The sequence below is a fragment of the Mycobacterium sp. genome, from assembly GCF_050701675.1.
Classification (GTDB): Bacteria; Actinomycetota; Actinomycetes; order Mycobacteriales; family Mycobacteriaceae; genus Mycobacterium.
Window position 1 is genome coordinate 1 of record NZ_JBOGDD010001333.1, and the last position, 15,647, is coordinate 15,647.

The 15,647-nt window shown below is 67.3% G+C and carries 13 protein-coding genes and 2 pseudogenes; 7 read left to right on the plus strand and 8 right to left on the minus strand.

What is annotated here, in order from left to right; genetic code table 11:
* From ACRDUX_RS41310 to ACRDUX_RS41325, 4 genes and pseudogenes are all read left to right on the plus strand, one after another.
* Positions 1 to 437: pseudogene (locus ACRDUX_RS41310) on the plus strand (LLM class flavin-dependent oxidoreductase); the annotation flags it as partial.
* Between the two features lie 129 nt (positions 438 to 566).
* Positions 567 to 1,142, plus strand: coding sequence for a class I SAM-dependent methyltransferase (locus tag ACRDUX_RS41315; protein WP_526423435.1), 576 nt, complete (start codon positions 567 to 569; stop codon positions 1,140 to 1,142).
* A 182-nt stretch (positions 1,143 to 1,324) separates the two neighbouring features.
* Positions 1,325 to 2,392, plus strand: coding sequence for a 2-methylaconitate cis-trans isomerase PrpF family protein (locus ACRDUX_RS41320; protein WP_526423437.1), 1,068 nt, complete (start codon positions 1,325 to 1,327; stop codon positions 2,390 to 2,392).
* A gap of 5 nt (positions 2,393 to 2,397) precedes the next feature.
* Positions 2,398 to 3,483, plus strand: a complete 1,086-nt coding sequence (locus tag ACRDUX_RS41325; protein WP_526423439.1) for an AbrB family protein — start codon at positions 2,398 to 2,400, stop codon at positions 3,481 to 3,483.
* A gap of 9 nt (positions 3,484 to 3,492) precedes the next feature.
* On the opposite strand, the gene ACRDUX_RS41330 is transcribed toward ACRDUX_RS41325, so the two are convergent.
* From ACRDUX_RS41330 to ACRDUX_RS41345, 4 genes are all read right to left on the minus strand, one after another.
* On the minus strand, positions 3,493 to 4,176 hold the full coding sequence (locus tag ACRDUX_RS41330) for a response regulator (protein ID WP_526423441.1): 684 nt from the start codon (positions 4,174 to 4,176) through the stop codon (positions 3,493 to 3,495).
* Positions 4,158 to 5,849, minus strand: a complete 1,692-nt coding sequence (locus ACRDUX_RS41335; protein WP_526423443.1) for a sensor histidine kinase — start codon at positions 5,847 to 5,849, stop codon at positions 4,158 to 4,160. Before ACRDUX_RS41335 ends, ACRDUX_RS41330 begins: the two co-directional genes overlap by 19 nt.
* Positions 5,850 to 5,948: 99 nt before the next feature.
* Positions 5,949 to 7,340 carry an MFS transporter gene (locus tag ACRDUX_RS41340; protein ID WP_526423445.1) on the minus strand — a complete coding sequence of 464 codons (1,392 nt, stop codon included), beginning with the start codon at positions 7,338 to 7,340 and terminating at the stop codon, positions 5,949 to 5,951.
* 30 nt (positions 7,341 to 7,370) lie between these two features.
* Positions 7,371 to 8,045 carry a hypothetical protein gene (locus ACRDUX_RS41345; protein WP_526423447.1) on the minus strand — a complete coding sequence of 225 codons (675 nt, stop codon included), beginning with the start codon at positions 8,043 to 8,045 and terminating at the stop codon, positions 7,371 to 7,373.
* Positions 8,046 to 8,329: 284 nt separating this feature from the next.
* On the opposite strand from ACRDUX_RS41345, the gene ACRDUX_RS41350 reads away from it, so the two are divergent.
* Positions 8,330 to 9,667 carry a hypothetical protein gene (locus tag ACRDUX_RS41350; protein WP_526423449.1) on the plus strand — a complete coding sequence of 446 codons (1,338 nt, stop codon included), beginning with the start codon at positions 8,330 to 8,332 and terminating at the stop codon, positions 9,665 to 9,667.
* Between the two features lie 91 nt (positions 9,668 to 9,758).
* Positions 9,759 to 10,994, plus strand: coding sequence for a hypothetical protein (locus tag ACRDUX_RS41355; protein WP_526423451.1), 1,236 nt, complete (start codon positions 9,759 to 9,761; stop codon positions 10,992 to 10,994).
* 25 nt (positions 10,995 to 11,019) lie between these two features.
* Here the strand turns inward: ACRDUX_RS41355 and ACRDUX_RS41360 are convergent, their stop codons facing one another.
* Genes ACRDUX_RS41360 through ACRDUX_RS41375 form a run of 4 tightly spaced genes read right to left on the minus strand, consistent with a single transcriptional unit; the run spans position 11,020 to position 15,063 of the window.
* Positions 11,020 to 11,679, minus strand: coding sequence for a class II aldolase/adducin family protein (locus tag ACRDUX_RS41360; protein WP_526423453.1), 660 nt, complete (start codon positions 11,677 to 11,679; stop codon positions 11,020 to 11,022).
* Positions 11,676 to 12,713, minus strand: coding sequence for a zinc-dependent alcohol dehydrogenase (locus tag ACRDUX_RS41365; protein ID WP_526423455.1), 1,038 nt, complete (start codon positions 12,711 to 12,713; stop codon positions 11,676 to 11,678). The genes ACRDUX_RS41360 and ACRDUX_RS41365 overlap by 4 nt, the downstream gene beginning before the upstream one ends.
* The gene (locus ACRDUX_RS41370) at positions 12,710 to 14,230 is read right to left on the minus strand and encodes a xylulokinase (protein ID WP_526423457.1); all 1,521 of its coding nucleotides are present in this window, start codon (positions 14,228 to 14,230) and stop codon (positions 12,710 to 12,712) included. Before ACRDUX_RS41370 ends, ACRDUX_RS41365 begins: the two co-directional genes overlap by 4 nt.
* Before the next feature lie 2 nt (positions 14,231 to 14,232).
* The gene (locus ACRDUX_RS41375) at positions 14,233 to 15,063 is read right to left on the minus strand and encodes a DeoR/GlpR family DNA-binding transcription regulator (protein ID WP_526423459.1); all 831 of its coding nucleotides are present in this window, start codon (positions 15,061 to 15,063) and stop codon (positions 14,233 to 14,235) included.
* Between the two features lie 464 nt (positions 15,064 to 15,527).
* Between ACRDUX_RS41375 and ACRDUX_RS41380 the strand changes: the two are divergent.
* A pseudogene (locus ACRDUX_RS41380) lies at positions 15,528 to 15,647 on the plus strand (tyrosine-type recombinase/integrase); the annotation flags it as partial.

The window sequence follows — 15,647 nt, forward strand, 5'->3', positions numbered from 1 at the left end:
GCCCACGGCTACTGGTCGGCACGATCGGCCCGAAGACGGTACGCAGCGCAGCGGCGTGGGCCGACGGGCTGGCGGGGACGACCCTCGACCTCGACCTCGACAAGCAGAACGAGCTATTCGACGTAGCCCGCACCGCATGGACCGAAGCAGGCAAGGCGGCGCCGCACCTGGCCACGTCCTTCTGGTTCGCGATCGGTGACGGCGAGGGGCCACGCGCCCAGATGCACCACCATCTACGCCGCTACATGAACTGGATCCCCGCGGAGTTCGTCGATGCGATGGCGCCCACCACGGGGTGGGCGGGCACCGATGAAGAGCTGCTCGCCGTGCTGCGCGGATTCGAGGCCATCGGCACCGACGAAGTACACCTGATCCCGACGAGTTCGGACATCGACCAATTGCGCAGGGTGGCTGAAGTCGCCAACGCATTCGTCTGAGGTAGGGGTCATCGCATGAACCGGATCAAGGCCGCGCAGCAGGCACTGGCCGGCCGGCCGACACGTGTCTACCTTGAGATCGGCGTGTCACGCGGGACGGCGTTTCGGCAGATCACCGCCGAGGAGAAGATGGCCGTCGACCCGGTGTTCAAGCTCTCGGCGCGGACCCGCACGCGCGCTGCCGCGAACGCGAACGCCACCCACTACTTCGAGGTGACGAGCGAGGCCTTCTTCGCGAACGAGACGGCCTTCCTGGAGCAGCGCGGCATCGACGTCGCTCTCATCGATGGGCTCCACACCGGTTGGCAGGTCGTGCGCGACGTCGAAAACACGCTGCGCTATCTACGGAACGACGGTGTCATCTTCCTCCACGACTGCAACCCCACCCGGGCTCCGATGGCTTTCCCTGCGGCGTCGTACGCCGACTTTCGTGCTCGGAATCATTGGTGGGACATTGCCTGGAGCGGGGACGTCTGGAAGGCGATCGTCGAATTGCGCAGCACCCGGCATGACCTGCGAATCGCAGTGCTGAATTGCGACTATGGGGTGGGAATCATCCGAAAGGGGGCCTCGGATTCGGCTCTGTCGTACTCGGCGGAGCAAATCGAGGCTCTGACCTATGCCGATCTAGCTGCCGATCGCGACCGCCTGCTCAATCTGAAGCCGCCAGCGTATCTCGGCGAATTTCTCGCTGCAGAGCGCTGATCCATCTCGAGGTCCTTGGCAGGCGGCAGTGAACCGACCCGTTTTCGGCTCGCTGAGCACAATGCGCACAAGGCGGTTTTCGACCGTTGCGCGGGTTGTGCGCACAAGCGCGACTTCATTGCCGGATCTTCGTAACTTCGCAGGTAACCCCAGTAGGGGAACTACGAAGGACGGAGTTCGAAATGCTGATCTCGCTGCCGGCCATGCAGTTTCGCGGAGGGACGTCCAAGGGTGTGTACCTGCTGCGCGACGACCTGACCGCGTACGCCGATTCGCTGGACGCCGTGTTGTCAGCCCTCATGGGCGGCGCACCTCGGCAGCTCGATGGGCTCGGCGGTGACACCAGCACCACGAGCAAGGTCGCGATCGTCGGCCCGTCGGCCGAGGACGACATCGACGTGGATTACCTCTTCGCCCAGGTCGATCCGAAGTCCGGGACGGTCGACTGGACCCCCACCTGTGGCAACATTCTGGCCGGCGTCGGACCGTTCGCGATCGAGCGCGGCCTGGTTCCCATCACCGGCGAGACGACCGAGGTGCGCATCCGCTTGGTCAACACCGGTGCCCGCGTCGTGGCCACCATCGAGACGCCGAACGGCGCTGTCGAGTACGCCGGTGATCAGAGCATCGCCGGGGTCAGCGGCAGCGCCGCCCCGGTCCGGTTGACCTTCACCGGCTTCGCCGGCGGCACCACGGGGGCCTTGTTCCCCACGGGGAACCGAGTCGACCACGTCGACGGTGTGGAGGTCAGCTGCGTCGATGCCGGCGTGTGCGCCGTCATCATGCGGGCCGCCGACCTCGGGCTCACGGGTGGAGAGAGCCCCGCCGAACTCAACGCCGACGAAGCGGTGCTGCAGCGCGTCGAATTGATTCGCCGCAAGGCCGGCGAGCTGATGGGCATGGGCGACGTGAGCGGGCGGGTGGTTCCGAAGGTGATGCTGGTGTCCGCCTCCGAGGTCGCCGACATTCGGTCGCGGTATCTGGTTCCCACGTCGTGCCACCCGGCTCACGCCGTGACCGGCGCGATGAACCTGGCCTCCACGGTGTCGATCCCAGGCACCGTCGCACACGAATTTCTCGGTGCGACCGATGATTCCGCCGTCGGCATCGAGCACCCGGGCGGCGTGCTGAAGCTGGCCGTCACCATCGACGCCGACGCACCCGTCGGCGCCACCATCACCTCGACCACCCGAAAGTTGTTCGACGGAAATGCTTTCGTCGAATTCACCACGTCCGCGAAGGAGCGGTGAGCACCATGAAGAACTATTCGCGTTGGATCTCGGCTGCGGCCATCATCGTCGCGTTCGGAGCCCTCTTCGACCATGTCGGGTTGCCCGCAGGCTGGCTGATCGCCGGCATGCTCGGCGCCGCCGCAGTCGCGCTGGTGTCCCGGACTGAACTCACTCCGCCGGCCAAGGCGATGTCGGCCGCTCAAGGCGTCATCGGCGTCGTCGCGGTCGAGCCGCTGACCAAGCTGACGGGCTCGGACCTCGTCCACTTCGCCGGCTGCGCTGCCTTCTCGGTGGGCGTCACGCTGTCACTGAGCCTCGTCTTCGGATTGGCGCTGGCGCGGCTGGCGAAGGGCCTCGGCGCCGCGACGGCCAACCTGTCACTCATCGCCGGCGGCGCCAGCACGATCTCCAGCATGGCCCGCGAGCTCGGCGCCGACGAGCGCTACGTCGCGCTGTCACAGTACCTGCGCCTGACGATCGTGGTGCTCACCATGCCGATGGTTCTCGGCGCACTCGGCACACATGACTCCTCGCCGGGACTGGTTGCCGTGCATGATCATTGGAGCGTCGTCGGTCTGCTGACGATGGCGGCGCTGATAGTCGTCGCCGGGCGCGGCGCCAAGCTGTTGAAACTGCCGGCCCCATTCCTGCTGGGCCCGCTGGTCGTGACCGCGGTCCTGGCAATCGCTGACCCGTCGCTGGCGAGCTTGGTCAGCCCGACCTCGGTGATCACCGACGTCGCGTACGTGGTCATCGGGTGGCAGGCAGGCGGCGGTTTCGCCGTCGACGTGCTGCGCCGGTTCGTGCGACTGATCCCGCTGACGCTGGCCTTCATCGCGCTGACGATCGGCAGCTGCTTCGGCGTCGCGGTCGTGGTGAGCCATTGGGCCTCGGTGTCGCTCTCCGACGCCTACCTGGCGACCACCCCCGGCGGTATCTATGGGGTGCTGGCCATCGCCAACGAGGTTCACTCGGGGCCGATCGTGGTGAGCCTTCAGGTGCTACGACTGGTCACCATGGTGGCGGCGGCGGGGATGATTCCGAAGCTGATCGGATGGTCGGCCCGCCGCTCGTCCTCCCGCGCGGTGCCCGTCCCGCTGGCTGCATGATGACCCGTGTCAGCGGCTCGGCCGCTGTGGCCGTTCCGCGGCCGCGGTGAACTCCTGTTCCGGGCGCCCGGTGGTGCCGTACCGCAGCCCGATGGTCACCTCGCCGGAGGTGGCCAGCGTCGCGAGGTACCGCTGTGCGGTGGCCCGGGAGACTCCGATCGCCTCGGCAACCTCCGCTGCGGACATGGCGTGATCGGATTCGCCCAAGGCCTGCAGGACGAGCTTCTTGGTGGGGGATGGCGGTGCCGCGGACTGCGGCGCCGGCGGCAGCTTCGGTCGCAGGGCATCCAGCGCAGCGTCGATGGCGGCGGCGGTGAGGTTGCGGTTCGCGAGGATCTTGCGATATCGCGCGTAGCCGGCCAGCCGCGCGGCCAAGTCCGTCGGCTGGAACGGTTTCACCAGATAGCCCAGCGCGCCCGCTGCGACCGCCGCCCGCACGGTGTGCGGTTCGGTGGCGGCGGTGAGCATCATCGCGTCACCGTCGAGCTCGCGGACGAAGTCGACCCCCGACCCGTCCGGCAGGTATACGTCGACCAACGCGAGGTCCACGGGTCCGACCCTGCGAGCGGCCGCCAAGGTGTTCACCGTACCGGCGACGGTGAATCCCGGTAGCGCTTGGACGATTCCGGCGTGCATGTTGGCCACGCGGAAGTCGTCGTCGATCACGAGTACCGTTAGTTCTGCGGCGTCCACGCGGCATCCTCTCCGATCTGCTCCTCGACCATGACTCCCGGTAGCCGTGCGATGAACTCCGCACCGCACAGCCGGGCTTCGGCGTCTCCTACGCTCGACAGCCGTAGCTCACCGTCGAGGGCACGGCACAGCTGACGGGACAGTGCCAGCCCGATGCCACGGCCGCCGGGAATGCCGGAATCGGGTTTGGTGGTCGTGCCCTCGACGAAGAGCTGATCGACGAACTCGGCCCGGACTCCTGGCCCGCTGTCCGCCACGGTGATGAACAGCGTGGAGTTCTCCTGCAGGAGTTCGACTTCCACCTCCTTGACGTCACCAGCGGAATCACGGGTCGCGTCGATGGCGTTGTCGACCAGGTTGCCGAGCACGGTGGTGACATCGACCGGCAGCGCCAAACGGCCGTCGACCCAGGAGTTTTCGCCGATCGTGAGCGTGACGCCGGCCTCCCTGGCCCCCGCTGCCTTCGCGGCGAGGAAGGCCTGCAGGTACGGATCGCGCACCGCGTCGATCCCTGGCACCGCCGATCCCAGCGGCCCGGTACCAAGCAGCTCCTCAACGTACTGCGCCGCCTCTTCGGTGTGCCCGGCGTGGAGTAGCCCGTTGAGCAGGTGCAGCCGGTTGGCGAATTCATGGCGCTGAGCCCGCAGGACCGTGCTCATCAGCTGCACCGCGTCGAGCTGACGGGTCAGCGATTCCACGTCGGTGCGATCCCGCACCACCAGGACGGTGCCCAGATCGCGCCCCTCGCGGTCGACCGGTCGGGCCGAGACGACGACGATGCGTTCGCCGACGTTGGCCAGGGTGGGAGTCGAATCGGCCGCGCGGAAGACGTGAAGTACGCGGGGTGTCAACCCGATGTCGGTGATCGCCCGTCCCGGTTGGTCGTCGATCCCGAGTAGCCGACGGGCCTCCTCGTTGACGAACGTGGTCTGTCCGTTCGCGTCGGCGGCGACGACTCCCTCACCTATGCCGTGAAGCACCGCTGCCTGTCCGCGTACCAGCTCGGCCATCTCGGTCGGGCGCAATCCCAGAGTCAGCGAACGCCACCGGCGTGCCAACAGCACGGACCCGACCGCGCCAAGCAGAAGTGCCACGCCGCCGAGCACGGCCGACGTGCGAATGTTGCTCCAAAGTTGTTCATGGACTGCGGCAGTGGAGATTCCGACGCTCACTTCGCCGACGACGCGTTGGGAATTGGGCGCCAGCACCGGAACCTTCGCCGCCACCGACGGGCCGAGCGTCCCGATTTCGACGACCACTTCCTCATGGCCGGAGAGCGCCACCGACGGGCTGGTGCTGGTCGGTTTGCCCAGCTGGTCGAGGTCGGGATGGGCCAACCGTAGGCCCCGGTCGTTCGTGACGACCACGTAGAGCATGTCGGTGCGGTGCTGGACGTCCATCGCGATGGCCTGCAAGGGCCCCTTGGCCAGTTCGTCGGGGGACAGGGGTTCCGGCTGGTCATCGATTCCGGTGACCCCCGTCCTCACCACGGGCGCGTCAGCCAGCACCCGGGCGATGTCGAGCGCGCGGATGCCGTACTCGTAGCGGATCCGTTGGTGACTGAAGACGGCGGACATGCCGAACGCGATGGCAAGTGTGAGGGCTACGACGACGATCTGCAGCACCAACACCTGGGTTGCGAGCCGTGCGTCGATGCGGGCCTTGCTGGCCATGACCCGAAAGCCTACCTGCAGGTATGCGGACGAAGGGGGCAAACGCGGGCGCGTCGGCGGCGCGAAGTTTCGCACCATCGACGCGACCCGCTACCCGAGCTACACCGGGTTGATGTCCTCCAGACTCCGGCCGGTGGTCCGTGGTCCGAACGGAACCAACACGCCGATGGCGACCACCAGGGCTCCGACGACGACGGTGAACATCGCGATGGCGCCATAGGTGTCGAGCACCGGGATCAGCACGAACGGCAGTGCCGCACTGGACAACCGGGACAGCGAGTACGTCGCGCCCACCGCGGTCGCGCGCACGTCGCTGGGGAAGATCTCGGCCTGGTAGACGTGATAGACGTTCGAGAACACGTTGGCCGCCGACGTTGTCAGCACCCCGAACAGGACGATCAGCGCGGGGCTGCTCGTCACCGCGAACGCGATGCCACAGCCCGCCATCGCTGCGGCGCTGGCCATCACCAGGAATTTGCGTTCGAAGCGGGCGAGCAGCGGGATCGAGAGCAACGAGCCCAGCGGATAGCCGAAGAACGCCAGCGCGGTGAACAACAGCGACGAGGTGACGTCGAACCCGCGGGCCACCAACACCAGCCCTGCCAGCGTCCCGAATCCGTAGTAGCCGAAGGGTTGGAACACATGGAAGACCGCCAGCATCGCCATGCGACCCCGGTACGGTGCCTGACGAAGCCGCGCAACGGGATTCGCCGTCACGGCGGTCGGGATCCGGGCGCCATTCGTTTCGGTTGACGTCGGCACGAATTCACGGCCACCAGCGAATGCCGCCACGGCGGCCTGCGCCTCGTCGATACGGCCCCGGCCCGCCAACCAGCGCGGCGACTCGGGCAACCCGCGCCGCATGAACATGACGAACAGCGCGCCAACCGCTCCCATCAGGAGCAGGATCCGCCAGCCGTCGATGCCAAGAACCGTCCGGCCGGACAGGCCCAGCGCCAGGAAGCCCAGCGCCGGGACGGCCAGAAAGGAGCACGTGTACGCCCACGCCGCGAGCCGTCCACGGTGTGCCTTCGGCAGCACGTCGGACAGATAGGAATCGGCGACGGGGTACTCGGCGCCGATGCCGATGCCGGCCAGGAATCGCGCCGCCACCAACAGTGCCACGGTGGGCGCGACGGCGGCCAGCAGGCTGCACACCGAGAACCACACCAGATTCAGCAGAAAGGCCCGGCGACGACCGATGCGGTCCGCGATGCGACCGAACGCGGCCGCACCGATGAACATGCCGACGAATGACGACGCCATCAGCAGCGCCACCGTCGAGCCGCCGAGGTGATATTGCGACTTCAGGGCCGTCGCGATCGAGCCGGACAGGAAGATCTCGTAGACCTCGAAGAACAGCCCGAGTCCGATTGCCACGACGACCTTGCGGTGGGCTCGGCCGACCGGCAGCGCGTCGAGCTGACTGCCGATGTCGTTCGGGGTGGAAACGGGTTTGGTGCCGACCGGCTTCGTCGTCGTAATGGTCATCTGTCTGCTCCTCTGGCTCGCTGCCGGTGCTTACTGGTGCTCGTCGGTGGACGAATCGAAGTGGTGATGCTGGGACTGCTCGCTGCGCTGATCGTTGCGCTGATCGCGGTCGTGGCGTTCCCACGTGTTGAAGTGCGGTCGCAGGAATTGCCAGTTCCAGCTGGGCAGCGAGCTGTTCTGCCACGACTGCCACTGGTGAGGTTGTTGCTCTCCTGTGTCGTCCGACGCCGTGCTCGACGGCTGTGAAGTGGGCTGTTGGTACTGCGGGAAGTGCGAAGGCTGGCTGTGATGAACCTGCTGAGTCGTCGATGACGTCGTTGCCTTCGCAGGCTTCGGCGCCGGTGCAGTGGCGGCGGCTTGGGGGTGCGCGATGGGCGTCGACGCGTTCGGGGTCGATACCGCCACGGTCTCGGTGGGTCCGTTCAACACGACGACGAGGGCGGCTGCCGCTGCGACCGCGGCAACGGCGCATGCGACGACTGCGGGACGCAGCAATCGTCTCGACCGCTCGTCCGGCATGGGGTATTCGGCGACGACGGGTTCTGCGGACCACGCGTAGTCCGGCGCGGCCACCTGCTGTGCCATGGTCGCGGCGGTCTTGTGGGCCATGGTGGCGGCCGACGAATCGGTTCCTGGCACGTACGCCGGGCGAGTCTGCGGTTCCCACCAGTTCTCGGTGTTACTGCGCGGGTGATAGTCCAACATCGGGATGCTCCTTGATTTTTCGGCCTCCAGGCGTTTCCTGATGGCGTTCTGCAACCGACGTTAGGGAGCTCCCCGCTCGATGGCGCGCTTGTGCCAACAACCCGCGATACACGCGATTTCTGGATTTTGCGCATTGTGCGCACACTGGGGCCAAGGAGTTGCGGGGTCGTTTTGCTGCCGAGGGGACAGATGGGTCGGACAACGCTTTAATTAACGAATTCGTTAAATTTTGGCCTCAGGGGGCGAATGTGGTGGTTTCGGCAAGGTCGGTTCGAACCGCGAGCGTGGCATTCGTGGGAGCGTGCGCCATCGCGATGGCGCCGTCCGTCGCGCCGCCACCGCACACCTCGGCAGAGCGGGGCATCACGCTGGTCGCCGAAGCACAACCAATCACCGTCGGGTTGGTCACCGACCAGGGATTGGATGACCCGACCGCGGCCTATGACGCCGCGCGGCCCACTCTGGACTACGGCGTAGCTCTCGCACTCTGGGCAGGTCGGTTCCTGCCCATACCCGGCGCGGCGCTGTACCACCTCTCGGTGGCCTACAAGACGTTGGCCGACCCCATGACGTACAGCCTCGTTCACAATTTCGGCGCCTTCATCGGCGGGGACATCGAGCTCGCCGTGGCGCTGAACAACATCGCCGTCGACGCGGTCGGTGCGGTCGTCGCCTTCGCGACCACGGAGCTGAACGGCCACGCAGGGGTGGTACCTCCCACGGACGCGCCCAATGCCGGCGCCGAGCCGTGGGTGCGATGGATCATCACTGCTGCCATCTCGCCCCTGTACTACCTCCCCGTGCCCAATGCCCTCACCGTCGACCAGGTCTCGATTCTGGGTCGGTTGGTCGGCACCATGGTCAGTAGCGCGATCGACAACCTGGGGCAGGTCGTCTCGCAGAGGCTCACCCTGGGCCAAGCGCTCGCCAACCTCTGGGCCGCACTGACCGACGTGGCCCTTCCGGAGCTAGTGGCGCGGGAACGAGCGCTCTTCCTTCCGCCGGCATCGCCGGCCGGAGGGGTGGTCGACCCCGAATCAGCGCTCGCCAATCGGATCGCGACGATCGACGGTGCCGCGCCGTTGTCGGCCGCCAATGCTGCGGCTCCCCTGGCGCTCGTTCCTACCCTGCCCGTCCAGGATGAGCGTGCACCCTCGGCTGACCCGGTCGGAGTCGATATCAATCCGATCGCGGTGGATCCCGACGCGGTCGTGGTGGACGCCGAGCCCGTCGGAGCGGACAGCGACCCGGTTGAGCAGGACGCCATGCCCGTCGAAGCTGAGTCCGAGCCCGCTGTCGGCGCCGCTGCGTCGACCAGGGCCGAGGTACCGAAAGCGTTGAGCGACAGCCCACCCCCGAACGAAGCGGTCAGTGAACCAACGGCGGATGAGCAAGAACCGCCCACTCGGGCAGAGGATCGGTCGCAGGAGAAGGTGAAGCCAGACAAGCCGCGCAGGCGGCCCGGTGAAATCAATTCGCCCTCACGCGCCACCGTGCCTTCGACTCGTCCGGTCAAGCCGGCGGCTGGTCGACCGGAGTCGGCTGGTGTTACGCCGAAGACCGACGACGACGAGGGTCACGGGACGGACGGAAGCACGACGCAGGGTGAGGCTGCAGCGTAGCGAGGTCCAGCCCTTTCATCGTCCGTCGGTGCCGATTGAACCCTTCACGAGCGTGGCGCGTGTCATACATGACAGACGAGAAGGGGGCGCCATGCAGTCGTCGACCCATCCCTACACCGGACTCGCCGCCATGGGACTAGTGGCCGCGACCATTGCGTCAACCGCCGTAGCGCTTCCCGCTGGGGCGATTTCCGCACACGCCCCCCCGGCGATCTCGACTGCGGACATCCGATTGGCCGCCACGCCAGTGCCGCCCGGTGGGCTCATCACCAGCTTCCTGGGCAATCAGGTGACCTACTGCGCGATCATCTGTCCGTTGCTCGTCCAGACCGGCGTGACGGCAGTCGCAACGACGGCGCAGGCGCCCTTGGTGTTCTTGTCGGCCGCACAATCCGGCAACCTGCTCAAGGCGATCGGCGCCGCCGCTGCCTCCGTGACGGGTCCGACGAACGCGGCCTGGGCGGCGACCATCCTCGCCGACGGCACGGTGGTCGCGCCGCGCGCGCTCAACGCCTTCGAGACCGGCGTGGTCGGACTGCTGAACCTGATCCCCGCCGCCGCGAATGGGCTGCCCGGAATCGTCACGGCCATCCAAACCGCACGCCAGGAGACCTTCGACGCCCTCCATGCCCCGATCGTGCCCAACCCCACGCCGACCGTGATGCCGCACGGCGTCCTTCAGGTCGGCGTCATCGGGCTCATCAACGTCGGAGCGGCCATCATCTTTCCGGCGCTCAACGACGTCCTGGGCACGATCACTTCGGTGCCCGACGCCATTGCGCAGGAACTGGCGACGAGCGGCGATCCGGTCCGCGCGATCGCGGCGGGGGTTCGGACCGCCGTCGCGGCGGGGGAGGCCGCCATCTCCGTCGTCGCGCAGGCGATCGAGACCGCCATCAACGACGTCCGGGCGGAGGCCGCTGGGTCTGCTGGGACGGGCGTGCAGACACTGGGCCAAACGACTTCTGCGGCAACTGGTCTCGGGCTCCGAACGGCGGTTCGCGACCGGTCCTCTGTGGTGGATACGAGCCCGCTGGTGCATGGCCGCCCGACCTTGACGAGCCCGACGACGAAGCTCGGCACGACCGAGGTCGCGGAGCAGTCGGTCAAGCCGCCCGCACTCGAGAGGAAGCCGGGCCGAACGCGTAGCGCCGAGGATGCGGATTCGTCGGCCAATCGACGGGTGGGCGGCACGGAGGCGTCGTCACATCAGCGGCACGATGCAATGGCGAAGGCGCGCAAGAGCGCGCACGATGGCGCGAAGAAACACGATGACGCGAAGAAGGCGGATGCGCACCCGCACGGTACGAGCGGATCAAGGCACTAGACGAACTACCGGTCGGTCGCCGAGATCATCCCTCGGCCGGACGCGCGCTGGCTTGCTGTCCGTAGCCGGCGAGCCGACGGGCTACGTCGGCGAGTTCCTCGTCGTCCAGCACGCGCACGCGCGCCCCGCTGGCCATGGCCCGTAGCACCACGTCGCAGATGTACTCCAGATACGGCACCCGGTCGAGTACCTTCGCAAGAGCCTGCCCGGCGAGGACGGCACCGTGGTTGCCCATCAGGGCCGCGGTCCTATCGCGCAGCGCGGCGGTCACGTTGTCCGCCAGCTGTTGGGTGCCGAAGCCGGCGTACGGCGCGACGCGGACCTTGCCGCCGAACATCGCCGAGTAGTAGTGCGACGCAGGCACTTCGTCGACCACCGTCGACAGCGCCGTCGATGCGGGGGCGTGCGTGTGCACGACGGCCGTGTGCTCGCTGGCGTGGTACACCGCGAGGTGCAGCGCGAGCTCGCTCGAGGGTTCCAGCGTGGCGTCGACGGCGTGTCCGTCGAGGTCGTGGATGCCGACGTCCACTGGCGACATCGCCTCGTAGTCAACGCCGCTCGGGGAGATGACGACGAGGTCGTCGACGCGGATCGACACGTTGCCCGCGGTGCCGACGACCAGACCGGAGCGGCTGAGGAACTGGCACGCGTCGACGACCTGCCGACGTTCGGTTTCGAGCCTCATGGTTCGAGGATGTACTTGGATCCGCGGCCCGCGGCCATGTCCTCGAGGCTGGGCACCAGGGCCTCGAGCGGTCGGCGTTCGGTCACCAGCATCGAGCCGTCGACCTTTCTGCTGGCCAGCAGTTCCACGGCCGTGCGGACGTAGTTCGGCGTGTGATGGAAGACGCCCTTGAGCGTGTACTCCTCGTAGTGCATCGCGCTCGAGTCGACGGAGAAGGGGGCGCCCTTGGGCGTTCCACCGAACAGCACCGCCGTCGCGCCGGGGCGCAGCGTGCGCACGGTCTGCTCCCAGACTTGCGGCAGTCCCACCGCCTCGATGCCGACGTCGGCGCCGCGCCCGTGCGGGGTGCGGCTCTTGATCAGGGCGACGCGGTCCTCGAAGTCCGACACCTCGGACAGGTCGACGGTGTCCACGGCGCCGGCCTTGATGGCTTCCGTAAGCCGCCAGGGGGACTGGTCGACGGAGATCACGTTGGCACCGCGCAGTGTCGACAGGCGGACGAACATCAGCCCGATCGGTCCGGCCCCGTGCACCACGACGGTGTCGCCCAACTCGATCCCGGTCTCGGCCATGCCGTGCACGACGGTGGCCAGCGGTTCCAGCGGTGCGGCGTCGGCGAAGTCGAGGTCGTCGGGCAGCTTGTAGGTGTTGCGCGCGACGATGGCCGCCGGGATGACGACCTCCTCGGCGAACGCTCCGTTGAGGAATTCGAGGTTCTCGCAGAGGCTCTCGCGATTGCGGATGCAGGCCCAGCAATACCCGCACGGCACGGTGTTGGCCGCGGTCACGCGGTCACCGACGGCGAACTGCGTGACGCCGTCACCGACGGCGGTCACGACCCCGGCGAACTCGTGGCCGAATCGCGATGGCAGCGTGGGGAAGAGCTTGGGGTGGCCGCGTCGGTAGGACTTGAGGTCGGTGCCGCAGGTAGCGGCCGCCTTCACCTCGACGAGTATCTCGCCGGGCGCGGGTTCGGTCGAACGGACGTCCTCGAAACGTAGTTCGCCGGGTCCGTAGAACATGGCCGCTCTCATGATTGGTCTCCTCGTGCTGGCTCGGGTAGGTCGTGAAGGGTGTGCAGCAGGTCGCGGGTCTCGGCGTAGATGCGTGCGTACACCGGTCGCAGTGCGGCGTATTCGGCGGCGGCCGACGGTCGGGGTTCGATGACCGCGTCGGTCCTGGCCACCGCGGACGCCGCCTCGGGCAGCGAGGCGTACTCGCCAATCGCGGCGAGCGCGATGGCGGCCGCCCCGAGTGCGCTGACCTCGCCGGAGGCACACACCTCGAGTGGGCGGTCGAAGACATCGGCCAGGATCTGCGTCCACAGGGCGCTGCGCGCACCGCCGCCCATGGCCCTGATCACCCCGACACGGGACCCGCGGGCCTGCTCCAAACCGTCGAGTTGCGAACGCAGTTCGAGCGCGATGCCCTCGAGCACGGAGCGGTAGAAGTGCGCCCTGGTGTGGCAGCCCTGCCAGCCCAGCGTGACACCGGAGGCGCGGCCGTCCCAGTGCGGGGTCTGCGCGGCATTCCAGTACGGCAGGGTCATGAGTCGCTCGCTGCCCACCGGCACGGCCGCCGCCGCGCGCTCCAGGGCGGGGTCCGGGGCACCTGCGAGCTCGGGGTCGCCGAACTGCTGCCGGAACCACGTCGACAGGTAAGTGCCCGAGGAACTGAAGGTTTCGACGGTGGTCTGGCCAGGGATGGCCGAGATCATCGATCGGTAGGCGCGGGCGGGAAGGTACGACGTGGTTTCGCTGCCGATGACCACCGCGGTGCCGAGCACCAGGTAGGCGGCCCCTGGGTCGGTGACGCCCAGCCCGATTCCGGCGGCCTGGCCGTCGCCCGTGCCCGCCACGATGACGACGTCGGAGCCAACGCCCCACGCTTCGGCGACGTCGGGATGCAGAGTGCCGAGCGAGGTTCCGGTGGGCACGAGCTCGGGGAGTTGGCCGCGCCGGAGGCCTGCCAATTCGAGCAGCTCGGCGCTGTAGTCGCCGGTCGCCTGATCGAGCAGGGCCAGGGGATCGACCGACGCGGTACTCGAGACCCAGCGGCCGGTCATGGCGTGCACGAGATAGGTGTGCGTGTCGGCGATGCGGTGACAACGCGCCAACGTCTCGGGTTCGCGGTCCCGCAGCCACAGCAGTTTGTAGAGCCCCGGGGTGATGTCGGCGGGCTTGCCCGACAGCAGTTCGACGCTCGCCGTGCCGTAGCGCCTGGCCTCGGCATCGGCACGGCCGTCCATCCAGAGGATCGCCGGGCGGATGGGCTCGCCGTCGGCGTCGAGGCAGACGAAGCTCTCCCGCTGATGGGTCACGCAGACGGCCGCGATGGCACTCGTGTCGTCGATGTCGTTGAGCGCCTGCCGGATTGCTCTATCAGTGGCCGTCCACCAGTCGGGCGCGTGCTGCTCGAACCAGTGCGGTGCCGGACTGCGCGTCTCGAGTGGTTCGGAGCCCGACCCGACGAGTTGCCCCTTGGCGTCGACGATGATGGCCTTCGCCGCCGTCGTCGAGCAGTCGACCGCAATCACGAGTGGTGACGTCACCGTCATGCCTCTCCGTCGAGTTCTGCTGATTTCGTGTTCATTTCGGCGACGAGGAGGTTGGCGCCGCCCTCCTCGAGTCGCTGACGTTCTACCGGCTCGAGCCCGTCGTCCACGACCACGACGTCGAAGTCGACCAGATCGCAGATCCGGTGGATGGCGCGTCGGGTCACCTTCGTGTGGTCGATCATCAGTACACGCAATTCCGCGCTGTCCATGAACGCGCGCTTGAGCTCGGCTGCGGCACTGGACGGGTGGAAGCACATTCCGCGCGACACGGCGGGCACCGACATGAACAGCACGTCGTAATGCATGTCGCGAAGTGCGCGCACCGACAGGGGACCGACGAACGAGGAGAACTCCGGGACGTAGTCGCCCCCGATGCCATTGAGCCGGACCCTCGGGTTGGTTGCCAATTCGTTGATGGCGGGCAGGAAATTCGTGACCACGGTCAGGGGCAGGTGCTGGACGAGCGTGGGGAGCAGGTGCAGGGCGGTGGTGCTGTCGTCCATGGCGACGGCCTGCATCTCGACCCGGCTGGCCGCCCAGTCGAAGGCTGCCTTCGCCACGACCTGCTTCTCGGCGAGGTTGAGCGCCTTGCGCAGGTCGATGTTGCGCTCGAAGGCTTCGCTCGGCGGCGCCTCCGCGCCCGAACGGACCTTGCGCACCATGCCCTGGGCGTGGAGGTGGTCGAGGTCGCGGTGGATGGTCATGATGCTGACGCCGAACTGGTCGGCCAACTCGTCGATGCGGGCACCCCCGCGGGCCTTGACGAATTCAGCGATCTCCGTGCGGCGGCTTGCGTGGCTGCTGGTGCGCGGCGACGGCGTGGACACCTCCGCAATCTAACATCAATCACCACATATCTAACACGAATAGTGTGATCTTTGGTGTCTTGGTTATCGCACTTCCCACGGCATCTCGTCTGCGCGCACGGCGGCGTGCATGCCGATAGTCGGAGGCTGCCTACAGTCTGGAGATTCGGTCGAACCGACGGGCATTGCGTCACCGTGGGCGTGTCCCGCAGGCAGTAGCCCGCTATCAGATACTTGATGGTGCCCCCGGCAGGATTCGAACCTGCCGCGACGCGATATGCTCCGACCCGGCCTGACCAGCGCGAATGTTCGTAATCCATTGTGCCACAGCGGATAGCGCCCGAGCCGCACGCACCATTTGATACCAACCGACCCCAAGCTCTACCACCAAGGCATCCGACGTTGGTAGGATAAACCTGCAAACACCGCTGGTGGGGACGCTCCCCGGCAGGAACGCAGCGGATACGGATTGGAATCGCACACCAATGGCAGCCAAAACGGGGCATCGAAGCTGGGGATACGTCGTCCAGTTGCCGAACAAGTCCAAGCGCTTTGAAGCCAGCTATATCGGGCCGGATCGAAAGCGGCATTACGCGCCACAGACG